At 74.9% G+C, this 13,898-nt stretch carries 9 protein-coding genes; 5 read left to right on the top strand and 4 right to left on the bottom strand.

Annotated features, from left to right (window positions below; translation table 11 throughout):
* Positions 1 to 289 precede the first annotated feature (289 nt).
* From WMF43_RS00525 to WMF43_RS00515, 3 genes are all read left to right on the top strand, one after another.
* Positions 290 to 2,029, top strand: a complete 1,740-nt coding sequence (locus WMF43_RS00525; protein ID WP_437676596.1) for a hypothetical protein — start codon at positions 290 to 292, stop codon at positions 2,027 to 2,029.
* 554 nt (positions 2,030 to 2,583) lie between these two features.
* Positions 2,584 to 3,954 (top strand): phenylacetate--CoA ligase family protein, encoded by a 1,371-nt coding sequence (locus tag WMF43_RS00520; RefSeq protein WP_437676594.1) that lies wholly within the window; start codon positions 2,584 to 2,586, stop codon positions 3,952 to 3,954.
* 471 nt (positions 3,955 to 4,425) lie between these two features.
* Positions 4,426 to 5,406: a fibro-slime domain-containing protein gene (locus tag WMF43_RS00515; protein WP_437676592.1), complete on the top strand. Its 981-nt coding sequence runs from the start codon at positions 4,426 to 4,428 to the stop codon at positions 5,404 to 5,406.
* Positions 5,407 to 5,534: 128 nt separating this feature from the next.
* On the opposite strand, the gene WMF43_RS00510 is transcribed toward WMF43_RS00515, so the two are convergent.
* From WMF43_RS00510 to WMF43_RS00495, 4 genes are read right to left on the bottom strand one after another with little or no spacing between them, the layout of a single operon-like run.
* A complete protein-coding gene (locus WMF43_RS00510; protein ID WP_437676590.1) occupies positions 5,535 to 6,248 on the bottom strand; it encodes a lycopene cyclase domain-containing protein in 714 nt (237 codons plus the stop codon).
* Positions 6,249 to 6,261: 13 nt separating this feature from the next.
* Positions 6,262 to 7,176 carry a prenyltransferase gene (locus tag WMF43_RS00505; RefSeq protein ID WP_437676589.1) on the bottom strand — a complete coding sequence of 305 codons (915 nt, stop codon included), beginning with the start codon at positions 7,174 to 7,176 and terminating at the stop codon, positions 6,262 to 6,264.
* Positions 7,177 to 7,195: 19 nt separating this feature from the next.
* A complete protein-coding gene (locus tag WMF43_RS00500; RefSeq protein WP_437676587.1) occupies positions 7,196 to 7,957 on the bottom strand; it encodes a ferrochelatase in 762 nt (253 codons plus the stop codon).
* A complete protein-coding gene (locus WMF43_RS00495; RefSeq protein ID WP_437676585.1) occupies positions 7,954 to 8,913 on the bottom strand; it encodes a UbiA family prenyltransferase in 960 nt (319 codons plus the stop codon). The genes WMF43_RS00500 and WMF43_RS00495 overlap by 4 nt, the downstream gene beginning before the upstream one ends.
* 366 nt (positions 8,914 to 9,279) lie before the next feature.
* Between WMF43_RS00495 and WMF43_RS00490 the strand changes: the two genes are divergently transcribed.
* Both WMF43_RS00490 and WMF43_RS00485 read left to right on the top strand, forming a co-directional pair.
* Positions 9,280 to 13,149, top strand: a complete 3,870-nt coding sequence (locus WMF43_RS00490) for a UvrD-helicase domain-containing protein (RefSeq protein ID WP_437676583.1) — start codon at positions 9,280 to 9,282, stop codon at positions 13,147 to 13,149.
* Positions 13,150 to 13,200: 51 nt separating this feature from the next.
* Positions 13,201 to 13,836 carry a Uma2 family endonuclease gene (locus WMF43_RS00485; protein ID WP_437676582.1) on the top strand — a complete coding sequence of 212 codons (636 nt, stop codon included), beginning with the start codon at positions 13,201 to 13,203 and terminating at the stop codon, positions 13,834 to 13,836.
* Positions 13,837 to 13,898: the final 62 nt, after the last annotated feature.

The raw sequence follows: 13,898 nt of genomic DNA, 5'->3' as shown, positions 1-13,898 counted from the left end.
GTGGCCCTGCCGCGTGCCGCGGCGCCGTACCGCGGCGGTCGGGCGCCGCGGGGATCGCGCCGGAAAACGCGCGGAGACGTGCGGCCCGGGCGCGCCGGGAGGCCGCCTGGGAGCCCCCGGGGGCGCCATCCGGGCGGGCGGACGGGCGTGGCATATCCGGTGCTTTATCTCCGGACGAGCTCTCCGAGTGGCGCTGAGCAGCCGCGGAGCAGCAGCGCTCCGCAGGTGCGGCGCAGAGCATCGTTTCTTGATCGCGTGTCGGCCCAGGCACGCAGGACGGAGTCTTCCCATGCGTTTCACGCTCTTCTCCTCGCTCGTCTCTCGCTCTTCGGTCGCTCGTTCATCGCTTCAGGGGCTCGTCGCGCTCTCCGCGCTCGTGGTGCTCACCGGCGCCAAGGGCCAGGGCTGTGGCGGCGTGGAGGAGCCGTCGCCGCCGCCCGAGCCCGACTGCGGGCCTGGCTTCCACTGGGAGACGGTCTGCTCGCCGTGCGAGGTCGGCGAGATGTGCGAGCAGCAGTGTGTGCCTGACAGCGTGTGTCCGCCCGGGTGGGGGCAGCACGTCCTCTGCGAGGACGGCAGCACGACCGTCGCCACCTCCTCCGTCGGCGCGGGCGCGGCCGGCCCCGGGATGCCGCTGCCGGTCGATCCGAAGTGCTGGACCGAGTGCACGCCGCCGCCGTTCTGCCCGCCGGGCACGATCGAGCAGCGGGTCTGCAGCGGCGGCAGCGCCGTCAGCGTCGGCACGGGCATGCCCGGGACCTCGGAGCACTACGAGGAGTGCTGGACCGAGTGCGTGCCGGTGGGGCCCTACTGCCCGCCGAACACGATCCCGCACACCGTCTGCGATGAGAGCACGACGGTCAGCGTCGGCGTCGCCGGCTCGGGCGGCGCGGGCGGCAGCGGCGGCTGGGAGGGCAGCAGCGGCACCGGCTGGGGCGCCGGCGGCGCGGGCGCGGGCGACAGCAGCGGCACCGGCTGGGGCACCGGCGGCACGGGCGCGGGCAGCAGCGGCTTCGATCGGGGCGCCACCCCCGCGGACGTGCCCAGCAGCGGCACCGGCTGGGGCGGCGCGGGCGGCAGCAGCGGCACCGGCTGGGGCACCGGCGGCACGGGCGGCTCGGGCAGCTGCTGGACCGAGTGCCTCCCCGTCGAGCCCACCTGCCCACCGGACACGATCCCGCAGACCTTCTGCGACGGCGGCTCCAGCGTCGCCGTCGGTTCGGGCGGCGCCGGCGGCATGGGCGGCAGCAGCGGCACCGGTTACGGCGGCAGCGCGGGCGGCTGGGGCAGCTGCTGGACCGAGTGCGTGCCCATCCAGCCCTACTGCCCGCCGGACACGATCCCGCAGACCGTCTGCGAGGGCGGCTCCAGCGTCACCGTCGGCTCGGGCGGCAGCGGCGGCAGCGGCGGCTGGGGCGAGGGCGGCAGCGGCGGCTGGAGCAGCAGCTCCAGCGTCAGCACCGGCGGCGGCTACGACGGCATGCCCTACCCCGGCGGCGGCTGCTGGACCGAGTGCATCCCCGTGCAGCCCTACTGCCCGCCGGGCACCGTCGAGCAGACGACCTGCTATGACAGCGGCACCACCGGCACCGGTTACGGCGGCAGCACCACCCCGGGCGGCGGTTGCTTCACCGAGTGCGTGCCCGTCGAGCCCTACTGCCCGCCGGGCACCGTCGAGCAGACCGTGTGCGGCGAGAGCAGCAGCTCTTCCGGCGGCGGCTACGGCGGCGACGACTACCCGCACACCACCGATTCCTGCTGGACCGAGTGCGTGCCCGTCGAGCCCTACTGCCCGCCGGGCACCGTCGAGCAGACCGTGTGCAGCGGCGCGGTCAGCAGCAGCTCCTCCGGCGGCGGCTACTACGACGCGGATCCGGCCGTCGGCGGCTGCTGGCGCGAGTGCGTGCCCGTCGAGGAGCCGTGCCCGCCCGGCTCCATCGAGCGCACCATCTGCGAGGAAGTGAGCACCACGAGCGGCGGCGGCTCCGCCCCGACCTGCCGGATCGAGTGCGTCCTGATGCTCCCGTGAGCCGGGAGCCCGCCCTGACGGCTCGGCCTCACGGCGCGCCCAGGCCTTCCGGGCGCGCCTGCGAGCCGGACGCCTGATCGCCCTGCCCCGCGCCGCCGCCGCCCTCCAGGCGGCGAGCGGCGCGGGGCGCGCTCGTCTTCAACCCCGCAATCACAAGGCGATGACGTCCGCGCGGCGCGCGCCGCGCGGGCGCTGCCCGAGCCGCGGATCGAGCTCCACGCTCCGCGCCGAAGGCCTCTCCGTGTCCCCCTGTCCGTGAATGGGAGGCGCACGAGACAGCGAGTCGCTCGCGAGCGCTCCCCGCGCGGCGGTGAAATCATCACCCCTCATCACCTGCGCTTGACCTCGGCCCCACGCTCCCGCGGAAACCGAGGTCCACGGCAGAGGGCGCCGTCCGGGCGCGACGTCCTCCGTCGAGCGCGATCAAGGCCGTCTCCGCGATCATCCAGGGCGGATCACAACTCCCTGGATCGCTGGAGGACCAGGCGATCCGGAGCGATTACGTGAAAGCGCAACTTGACTCCCCCCGCAGATTCGAGAGGATGCCCGTAATCATGTACGGAATGCTCTTTCGCGAGGTCCTGTTCCCGTTCTACGAAAACCGTCTCCGAGGGCGGTCGACGTTGACCTACCTCAAGGAGCTGGAGCGTTCGCAGTGGCGGCCTGAGCAGGAGCTCCGGGAGCTCAACTGGCGAAAGATGCTCGAGGCCCTCCAGTTCGCCGAGCAGCACGTGCCCTACTACGGGCGCCGCTTCGCCGAGCACGGGGTGCGCGCGAAGGACGTCCACGCGCCCGAGGATCTCGTGCGTTTCCCCGTCCTGACCAAGGCGGAAATCCGCGCGCACGGCAGCGAGATGATCGCCACGGGGTGGAAGGGCAAGCTCTACAAGAGCGGCACCGGCGGGTCGACCGGCGCGCCGGTGCAATTTTACTACGACCACGAAACGTACGAGCGCCGGTTCGCGGCGGCCATGCGCGCCGACGGCTGGGCGGGCGGGCGGATCGGGGAGAAGGAGCTCCACATCTGGGGCACCCCGACGGCGGCGGAGCCCCGCTGGAAGCAAGCGAAGCGCGCGCTGCACGAGGCCGTGCTGCGAAAGAAGATGGTGAGCGCGTGGGACCTCGCGGAGGCGCGGCTCGCGTCGGTGGTGAAGGAGATCGTCCGCTACCGGCCGAACCTCGTCATCGGGTACACGAGCCCGCTCTATTTCACGGCGCGTTACGCGCTCGAGACGGGGCGCAAGCTGCCCTCGCCGCGGGGCATCGTGGCCACCGCCGAGCGGCTCTTCAGCCACCAGCGGGAGACCATCGAGCGGGCGTTCGAGGCGCCGGTCTTCGACCGCTACGGCTGCCGGGAGGTGATGCTCATCGGCGCGGAGTGCGAGCGCCACCAGGGCAAGCACCTCAACCTGGAGAACGTGTTCGTCGAGCTCGACGCGGGCGGGCGGCCCGCGAGGCCCGGCGAGCCCGGCGAGGTGATCGTGAGCGACCTCGTGTGCCGGTCGATGCCGCTGCTCCGCTACAAGAACGAGGACATCGCGGTCGCCGCCGAGGCGCCCTGCTCGTGCGGCCGCGGGCTGCCGCTGCTCGCCGCGGTCGAGGGGCGGGTGCTCGACATGATCGTCGGGCCGGACGGGCAGGTCCTCGCGGGCGAGTTCTTTCCGCACCTCTTCAAGGACCACCCGACGGTGGCGCGCTACCAGATCCACCAGGACAAGACGCGGGCGCTCACGATCAAGATCATGCCGGGCGAGAACTACCGGCCGGAGACGTCGCAGATCATCGAGCGCGAGATCCGCCGATTGCTCGGCGACCGGGCGAACCTCCAGATCCAGGTCGTCGATGAGATCCCGGTCACCCGGGGCGGCAAGTTCCGCGTCACCGTCTCCGAGGTGCCCATCGCGTTCGGCGGCGAGGCGGCGTGAGCCGATCGCGAGGCCGCTCGCGCCGCTCGCGCCGGCAGCGCGGAGCCCCGAGGTAACCAGGCTAGTTCGGTCTGTCAGACGTCTTGGCAGGGATCGACGCGAGAGAAGAGAGATTCAACGCAAAGGCGCAAAGGCGCAAAGACGCAAAAATACAGAGAAAATTCTGGTTTGCGCCTTTGCGTTGAAATCTCTCGGGCTCCCTCGACAGCCTCGTGAGGCACGGAGCTAGTCCGCCCGCGCGGCGCCGCCGCGAGGCAACGCAGGAGCCCGGCCAACGTTCGCCGGACGCCTGGTGGGCGGAGCCAAGTTTCGCGCAGGTTTCAGCGGGTGCGCGGCGGCTGTCGCCGGACCTCCGCGCGGGCGCAGGAGCGACACCTGACCACACGGCGCCGCGAAGAACCACGCCGTCGAGGACGATTCCGCGAAGGACCAGCACGCCTGGCGGCATCCACGGGGGAGGAGGCGCTCTCGATGACCTTGCCCCGGCCGACGACATCCCCCTGCCCGGCGTACACGCGACCCGCAGGTGCCCTGCTCCTCGCGTGGTCGGCGCTCGTCCTCGCCGGGTGCCCGCTCGAGAACGCCGTCATCGTCAGCGGGGAGGACGCGACCGACCCCCCCGTGGAGAGCGACGCGACGCCCGAGGACAACGGGGCTGGCGGCGGCGGCGACAGCGAAGGCGCCGGCGGCGGCGGCGAAGGTCCCCCCGAGACCAAACCCGCCGCCGGTGTCGCCGGTGGGACCGGCAACACCGGCGGCGTGGCGTCGGAGGAAGACTGGGAAGCGCAGTGCGCGAAGAACCTGTCGGGGAGGGTGCGCCGCTTCAGGTCCCACACGACCCCGGGCATGCCCCCGGCCCCGGAGAGCCCCGGCGCCAATGGCCTGAAGTATCTCCTCAAGCCCGAGCTGGATCACTCCGGTAGGCCGGTCTACAACGCGGACCCGGCGGCGGGCCACGGGGTCAGCCTCGAGGACTTCACGTTGTGGTTCCGTGACGTGCAAGGAGCCAACGACGCCTTCCAGTACGTTCCCGATTTCCACCTCGTCGAGACGGAGCAGGGCAGACTCGGCACGCTCGGCAGCAAACACTTCTCCCCCAGCGACCCCGCGGACGAGAACGTCCAGGACCTCAGCGACACGCGCGGCTTCACGTACGAGCTCCACTCGAGCTTCAGGTACCGCCGCGGGGACACCCTGCTGGTCCAGGCGAACGACAACGTCTGGGTGTTCATCAACAGGATCCAGGTGCTCGCCAGCGACGGTCGCGACGCGCGCACGCCAGGGATCGAGCCGGGAATCGACATCGAAGACTGGGCCGCCGGACGCAACGTCAAGCTGGAGCCGGGCAAGATGTACCCGCTCGACGTCTTCGTCGCGAAGCGCGGCGGCAGCGAGTCGGCCTTCGAGCTGAGGACCGCCGTCGACTTCTTCTGCGACGTGGTCCCGCGGTGAACCTCCTCGTTTATCCGCAATGTAAATAGTATTTACTAATAGCGCGCGCCGGCGGCGGCCGACGCCTCCGCGCGCGGGCGATGCGGGGCGCCGAGGCGGGCCGCGGGCCGCGAGCGCGCGGCCCCGCCTCAGCGCGCCGGCGGCCCGGCGGGGGGTCCCTTCGTGTACCGGAGCCCGAAGGCCCACGCCGGGAACACCGTGGCGGAGAGGCCCGCGCCGAGCCCGTAGAGGATCTCGTCGGCCGGCACGCCGAGCAGCGCCCTGCCCGGGAGCAGCACGCTGGGCCGCCACGTGCGCTCGAACACGCCGGGCACGAGCGCCGCGAAGGCGAGGCACAGGACGAGGTACATCGCCGCGGACAGGAGCGCGCCGAGCAGGCTCGGCGCGATGAGATCCGGCCGCGCCGCGAGGAGCACGCCGGAGACCGCCAGCATCGCCGCCACCGCGGCGTAGAGGACCGGCACGCCGGCCGCGAGCAGCGCGACCGCCGCCGCGAGCGCGGACGTGATGGCCGCCGCCGCGCGCCGCCACGGGGCGCCGCGCGGGGCGCCGCCGCACGGCACCGGCGTCCGGCGGAACACCACGGCATAGGCGGTGCACGAGAAGGAGCTGAGCCCGACGAGGAACAGCACGTCCTCGACGCCGAACCCGAGGTGCTCGGCGAGGTCGAAGAGGAACTTCGGGGTCCAGTACGCCGGATAGAACAGCCGCTCGGTGAGCGCGAACGGCAGCGAGGCGAGCGCCGTGCGCTTCATCAGCGGACGCAGATCCGGGCGCACGCGCCAGACGACCGCGCCGGGCAGGAGGAAGAGGAGCGCGAGGACCAGGAAATCGTGGGTCATGGCGCCGGCCCGCTCAGCGCGCCGCGAGGCCGAGGATCGCCGCGCCGACCAGCGACAGCGTCGAGGTCGCCGCGGCCGCGACCCGGACGAGGACGAGGCGGGAGCCGGGCGGCGCGGGGCGGGCCAGCAGCACGACGAGCGTCGCCGCCGCCGGCACGAACAGGGCCGCGCCCGGGCGGAGGCCGAGCGCGCCGAGGCCGATCGGCGCGAGCAGGAGCGAGAGGCCGTTCAGCAGGGCGATGACGACGGCCGCGCGCTCGCCGCCCACCCGCACCGGGAACGTCCGCTTGCCGCTCTCGCGGTCGGAGGGCTCGTCGGGGAGCGCGGTGGCGATCGCGCAGCCGAGGTGGCTCGGCAGCAGGAACACGAGCAGCGCCCAGGGGAAATGGGCCGGGGCGCCGCCCTGCGCGAGGTAGCCGTAGAGCGGCAGCACCGCGCCGACGCCGACCATCTGGAGCAGCTCCCCGCCGCCGCGGTAGGAGAGCCGGAGCGGCGGGTAGCTGTAGGCCCAGAGGAGCAGGAGCGCGAGCAGCGCGAGCGGCACGAGCAGCGGCGCGCCGCGCGCGGCCGCGAGCCCGGCCGAGACGGCCACGAGCCCCGCCGCGCAGGCGACGGCCGCGGCGGCGAGGGCGCGCGGGGACAGGCGGCCCTCGACCAGCACGCGCGAGCCGCCCGAGAACGGGGTGGCCGTGCGGTTGCGGCGGTCGGTCTCCTGGTCGGCGACGTCGTTCGCGTAGACGATGAAGAGCTGGTCGAGCAGGCCGAAGAGGTGGACCGCGGCGAGCGCCCCGAGGTCGAGCGCGGCCCGGCGGCCGGAGGGCCGCGCCGCGACGAGCTGGCCGAACAGCAGCGGGAGCGCGATGGAGGGCTGCGAGGCCAGCCGCGACGCCTTGAGCCAGGCGCGCAGCGACCCCGGGCCGGCCGTCATCGGCCGTCGCCTCGGGCCGTCATCGGCCGTCGCCTGCCTGGGCGAGGCCGAGGCGCTCCGCCAGCCTGGCGCGCAGGTCGGTGAACGGCAGGTCCCAGCGGCGCTCGCCGTCGAGGCGCCAGGCCTTGAGCGGGATGAGATCGACCTGGGCGAGCAGGCAGTGCAGCTGCCTCTCCTCGGGCGGCTCGCGGATGAACGAGAAGGGGTTGCGGAACTCCCGGCCGTTCAGCTGCGAGTACTTGCGGTCGTTGCTCGCCACGAGCTCGCAGAGCGCCTGCTGCCGGCCGTCGAGGTAGTCGAAGAACGCGAGGTCGAACGGGCCGACGCCCGCGCGCTCCTCCGGCTTGCGCATCACCCAGCGGGCCCAGTCGTAGCCGTACAGGAAGTCGTGCGCGTAACGGAAGCGGAGCTTCGACTTGTTGCCGAAGCCCAGGCAGAGCGACACCACCCGGCGCGCGAAGTCCAGGGTCGCGGGCGCGCTGCCGGCCTGCCAGAGGCACAACGTCAGGTAGTCGAGGTCCCAGAAGATGTTGTCGGGGAAGTTGTCGGCGACGGCGCGGATCACCTCGCCGAGGCCGCGGGCGAGGGCGCGGGCGCGGGCGCGGCCCTCGTCCCCGCTGCCGCCGCTGCCGTCCATCACCTGCTCGACGAGCGCGAGCGGGGTGGGCGCGCACGGCCGGTCCGGTGCGACCGAGGCCCGCGCGCCGAGCAGCGGCGTGAGGCGCGCGAGCGCGTCGCGCTCCTCCGCGGGGAGCGCGGGGGTGGACGGGACCTGGGTCATCGCGGCGCCCCCTTGCCGGTGAGCCCGGCGGCGAGCACCGCCGCGGACAGGGCGGCCATCCCCCACCAGATCGCGCGGTGGAGGTCGGCCTTGTAGACGGCCTGGGCGGCGAAGGCGTTCGTGACCGCGGCGGGGCTCTTCCTGACGAGCCGCGCCCGGAACCCGAGCGCGATCGCGGCCGCCGGCGCGACCGACCAGGCCGGCGGGGCGCGATCGGCGAGCGCCGACGCCGCGGGCCAGAGGGCCGCGCCGAGGCCGAGCAGGGCCTCCGCGGCCCGGCGCGTGGCCGCGTTGCCGAGCGTGGTGGTCAGCGTGCGCTTGCCGCCGGCGCGGTCGCTCTCCTCGTCGGACAGGCCGCTCGCCAGGGCGCTCGAGAGCGAGAGCAGGAGCAGCCCCGGCAAGAGCGCGCAGAGCCACGCGGGCACGACCGCGCCGCACTGGGCGTAGGCGTGCAGCACGGGGAGCACGCCGCCGACGCCGAGCATCTCGAGCAGCTCGCCGCCGCCCCGGTAGTTGAGCCGGAGCGGCGGCAGGGTGTAGGCGGCGAAGACGGCCAGGGCGAGCACGGCGAGCGGGAGCAGGAGCGGTCGGTCGAGCGCGCGGCCCGCGCCCCACGCCGCGAGCAGCGCGGCGGCGCCGGCGCCGAGGCCGGCGAGGAGGAGGGCCCCGGCCGGAAGGATGCCGTCGGGGATGGTCTTGGGCGAGCAGCCGTGCGGGAACATCCGGCGCTTGAGGGCGTCGACGTCGCGGTCGCCCCAGTCGTTGAGGAGCACGACGAAGGCGACGTCGGCCAGCATCCACGCCGCGCCGAAGGCGAGCGCGCCCGCGGACAGCCGACCGGCGGCGGCCGCGCCCACGGCCTGGCCGCACAGGGCGGGGACGAGCACCTTCGGCCAGCTCGCGGGCTTGAGCGCGTACCACCACCGCGCTCCAGGGCTCATCGACTCGACGCGCATGGCTCAGGTCCCCTGCTGCTAGCACAAGAAGCCTCGCCTTCGGACCCGATGACGTCGCTCCGGAACGGAACGGCGGCGCCGCCCTGCGCAACCCAGGGGAATGGCGCACAGGAAACGTCGCACCGCGCGCGGGAGCCGGCAGAGCAGGGCGCTCCGGCGGAAAGGGTCCGCCGCGGCGCGCCGGGCCTCTGCCGGCTCGCGCGCGCGGTGCGACGTTTCCTTCGCCGCCGATCTGGGCCACCTTACCCCCTCCGCAGCCTCGACCCGCCACCTCGTGCCGTACGTCCTCCTCACCTCCCCGGGCCCCGCCGGCGCGATCGCGCCGCGCGGCGTCGCGCGGCGCGGCGGCCCCACGCGGGGGCGCCGGTGACCGCCGATCCGGGCCGGGCGCGCGGCGCGCGGGAGCTCGCGGACGAGCCGGCCCGGCGCCGCATCCGCGAGGATCTCCGGACGACGCTCGTCGTCGAGGCGGCCGCGGGCACGGGCAAGACGACCGCGCTCGTGTCGCGGATCGTCGCCGTGCTGCGGAAGGGGCCCGAGGAGGGCGGCGGGACGCTCGACCGCATCGTCGCGGTGACCTTCACCGAGAAGGCCGCGGGCGAGATGAAGCTGCGCCTGCGGGCCGAGATCGAGCGGGCGCGCAGCGATCCGGGCGCCGGGCCGGCCGAGCGCGCGCGGCTCGACGACGCGCTCGCGCACCTGGAGGCGGCCCGGATCGGGACGATCCACTCCTTCTGCGCCGACCTCCTGCGCGAGTGGCCCGTGGAGGCGCGCGTCGACCCGCTCTTCCAGGTCGCGGCCGCGGACCACGCCGAGGCGCTCTTCGACCAGGCCTTCGACGCGTGGTTCCAGCGCACGCTGAACGACCCGCCCGAGGGCGTGCGCCGCATCCTCCGCCGGCGCCCGCGCGACGGCGCGCAGGGCCCGCGCGACCTGCTGCGGAGCGCGGCGTACAAGCTCGCCGAGCACCGCGACTTCACCCGGCCCTGGCGCCGCGACCCGTTCGACCGCGAGAGCGCCCTCGACGAGATCCTCGACCGCCTCGCGTCCCTCGCCGACCTCGCCGCCGAGGCCGACCGCGAGGACGACTACCTCGCGCAGAGCCTGCGGAACCTGGACCGGTACCTCGCCGAGCTCCGCCGGCGCGAGGAGGTGACCGGCGGGCGCGATCACGACGGGCTCGAGGCCGAGCTCGCCGAGCTCGCGCGCTGGAAGGAGTGGCGCTGGAAGGGCGCCGGCAAGAGCTTCGGCGCGGAGCTCTCGCGCGCCGAGGTGCTCGCGCTCCGCGACCGGGTGAAGGCCGAGCTCGACGCGGTCCTCACCGCCGCGAGCGCCGACCTCGCGGCCTGCCTCTCGCGCGAGCTCCGGCCGCCGATCGAGGCGTACGACGCGCTCAAGGCGCGCGCCGGAAAGCTCGACTTCCTCGACCTGCTGCTCTGCGCGCGGAACCTCCTCCGCTCGATCCGCGGCGTGCGCGAGGAGCTCAACCTCCGCTTCTCGCACCTCTTCGTCGACGAGTTCCAGGACACCGACCCGCTCCAGGCGGAGATCCTGCTCCTGCTGGCGGCCGACGACCCGGCCGAGACCGACTGGATGAAGGCGCGCCCGCTGCCCGGCAAGCTCTTCGTGGTCGGCGATCCGAAGCAGTCGATCTACCGCTTCCGCCGCGCCGAGGTGGCGCTCTACGAGGCGACGAAGGCCCGCCTCGTCGCGTGCGGCGCGAGCGTGCTGTACCTGTCGACGAGCTTCCGCAGCGCCCCGTCCATCCAGGAGGCCGTCAACGGCGCGTTCGCGCCGCTCATGCAGGGCGGCGACGAGCGCCCCGGCGCGCCGGCGCAGGGCGGCGTCGACGAGCGCCCCGGCGCGCCGGCGCAGGGCGGCGGCGACGAGCGCGCCGACGAGCGCCCGCGCGCGCGCGCGGCGAGCCAGGCGCGGTACGTCGCGCTCGAGCGGTTCCGGGACGACCCGGTGGGTCAGCCGACGGTGATCGCGCTGCCGGTGCCGCGGCCCTACGGCGACTTCGGGAAGATCTCCGATTTCCGGGTGCGGCAGTCGATCCCGGACGCGGTGGGCGCCTTCGTGCACCACCTCATCCACGCGGGCCGGGGCTCGGCGTCGGGCGAGCGGCGCTGGACGGTGACGGAGCGCGAGCGCCCGAGGGAGCGGGTGCCGCTCGAGGCGCGGCACATCTGCCTCCTGTTCAAGCGCTTCCAGACGTTCGGCGAGGACGCGACGCGCGCGTACGTGCGGGCGCTCGAGGCGCGGCGGATCCCGCACGTGCTCGTGGGCGGGCGGTCGTTCCACGATCGCGAGGAGGTGATGGCGGTGCGGAGCGCCCTCTCGGCCATCGAGTGGCCCGACGACGAGCTCAGCGTGTACGCGGCGCTGCGCGGGCCGCTCTTCGCGCTGACGGACGACGCGCTCCTGCTCTACCGCGACCGGTTCCAGCGGCTGCACCCGCTCTTTCAGCCGGACGACGGGGCGCTCGACGCCGCGATGGCGGGCGGGGCGCGGCCGCTCCGGGAGGTGGCCGAGGCGCTCGCGGTGCTGGGGCGCCTGCACCGCGAGCGCAACCGGCGGCCGCTCGCGGACACCATCGGCGGGCTGCTCGACGAGACGCGCGCGCACGCGGGCATCGCGATCTGGCCGACGGGGGAGCAGGCGCTCGCGAACGTGCTGCGGGTGATGGACCTCGGGCGGCGCTTCGAGGCGGGCGGCGCGACGTCGTTCCGGGCCTTCGTCGAGCGGCTCGAGGCGGACGCCGAGCGGGGCGAGGTCGCCGAGGCGCCGGTCGTCGAGGAGGGGACGGAGGGGGTCCGGATCATGACGGTGCACCGGGCGAAGGGGCTCGAGTTCCCGGTGGTGATCCTGGCGGATCCGGCGTCGCCGGCGGTGCACCAGCAGCCGTCGCGGCACGTGGATCCCGAGCTCAACCTGTGGGCCGAGCCGATCGCCGGCTGCGTGCCCGCGGAGCTCTGGGAGCGGCGCGACGAGGTGCTGCGCCGCGACCGCGAGGAGGCGGTGCGGCTCGCGTACGTGGCCGCGACGCGGGCGCGCGATCTGCTCGTGGTGCCCGCGGTGGGCGACGCGCGCCCGGGCGACGGCTCGAGCGACGGCTGGCTCGACGTGCTGCACCCGGTGCTCTATCCGGCGCCGCGCGAGCGGCGGAACGCGCGGCCCGGGGACGATCTCGGCTGCCCGCCGTTCGGCACCGACACCGTGCTGGATCGCCCGGCGCGGTGCGAGGCGGACGAGCGGGACGCGGTCGCGCCCGGGGTGCACGCGCCCATGGTGGGGGCGCACCGCGTCGTCTGGTGGGATCCGGCCGCGCTCGACCTCGATCGCGAGCCGGAGGCGGGGCTGAGGCAGCAGCGGATCCTGCAGGCGGACGCGGGCGGCGCGGGCGGCGCGGGCGGCGCGGTGACGGCTGCCGCTGCGGGTGAGCGCGGGCTGCAGGGGCTCGCGCGGGACGGGCTGCAGGGGCACGAGGCGTGGCGGGAGGCGCGGGAGCGGGCGATCCGGGACGGCGCGGTGGCGGCGGTGCGCGTGAAGACGGCGACGCAGCTGAGCCACGAGGCGGCGGCAGCGGCCGCTGCGGCGGCGGCCGCCGAGGCCGCGGGCGCGGCCGCCGAGGCCGCGGGGGCGGCCGCCGAGGCGGCAGGGGCGGCCGAGGGCGCCGAGGGCGGCGCGGGGCGAGGCCAGGGCGCCGCGGCGCGGGGCGGGCGGTCGGACGCGCTGCCGGTGATCTCGTTCGAGCAGACGGCGGTCGCGCGCGAGGGCCGGCCGTTCGGGAGGCGGTTCGGGACCCTCGTGCACGCGGTGCTGGCCGAGGTGGACCTGCGGGCCGGCGAGGACGAGGTGCGTGAGGTCGCGTCGGCGCAAGCGCGGCTGCTCGCGGCGCCGGCCGAGGAGGTCGACGCGGCCGTCGCGGCGGCGCTCGCGGCGCTCGATCACCCGCTGCTCCGGCGCGCGGCGGAGAGCGCGGCCCGCGGCGCGTGCGAGCGGGAGACGCCGCTGCTCCTGCGGCTCCCGGACGGGACCCTCGTCGAGGGCGTCGTGGACCTCTCGTTCCGCGAGAGCGTGGGCGACGTGGGCATCTGGACCGTGGTCGACTTCAAGACCGGCTCGGACGCGGGGACCGCGCACGCGGCGCAGGAGGCGCAGGTGCGGCTCTACGTGGAGGCGATCGCGGAGGCGACCGGCGAGCGGGCGCGGGGCGTGGTGCTCCGGGTGTGAGGGGCGCCAGGGAGCGTCGCGGGGCCGCCCGCCGGTGGTACGATGGCTGGCATGGGTTCGAGAGCGACCGCGGAGATCCTCCACCCTGAGCCGATGACACTCGAGCAGTGGGCCGACATGGATGAGGACGAGCCGGGCGAGCTCCTGGACGGCCGGCTCGTGGAGGAAGAGGTGCCGACGACGCTGCACGAGGCGGTGGTGAGCTGGCTCATCGAGGTGCTCCGCAGGTGGGCTCGGCCGCGCGGGGGCTGGGTGTTCGGCTCGGAGCACAAGCTCGGCGTGTCAGCGCGGCGCGGGCGCAAACCCGACGTGTGCATGTACGCCCCGGGCACACGCCTGCGCGGGCGAGACGCGCTCTCCCGGATCCCGCCGACCGTGGTGGTGGAGGTGCTGTCGCGGCGGCCGCGCGACGTGCGGCGCGATCGGATGGAGAAGGCGATCGAGTACGCGCGGTTCGGGGTGCGCTGGTACTGGCTGGTGGATCCCGACGCGCAGCTCGTCGAGATCTGCCAGCTCGGGCCCGACGGGCATTACGTGCAGGTGCTCCCCGCCTCGGAGGGGATGCTGCGCATCGCGGGTCTGGAGGGGCTGGAGCTCGACCTGGACGCGTTGTGGCTCGATGTGGCGCCGCTGCTGGACGACGAGGACGACGACCAGGCGGCGGAGGCCGAGCGCGACGAAGCGTGAGCCAGGCGCGCGTCGGCGCCGGCGCCGGCGCCGCCGCGGGAGGCTCCGCCGCCGTGGCCCCG

Origin of the sequence: Sorangium sp. So ce131 (genome assembly GCF_051519095.1) — a bacterium.
Lineage (GTDB): Bacteria > Myxococcota_A > Polyangia > Polyangiales > Polyangiaceae > Sorangium.
This window is presented reverse-complemented; position numbering and strand designations above follow the sequence as displayed.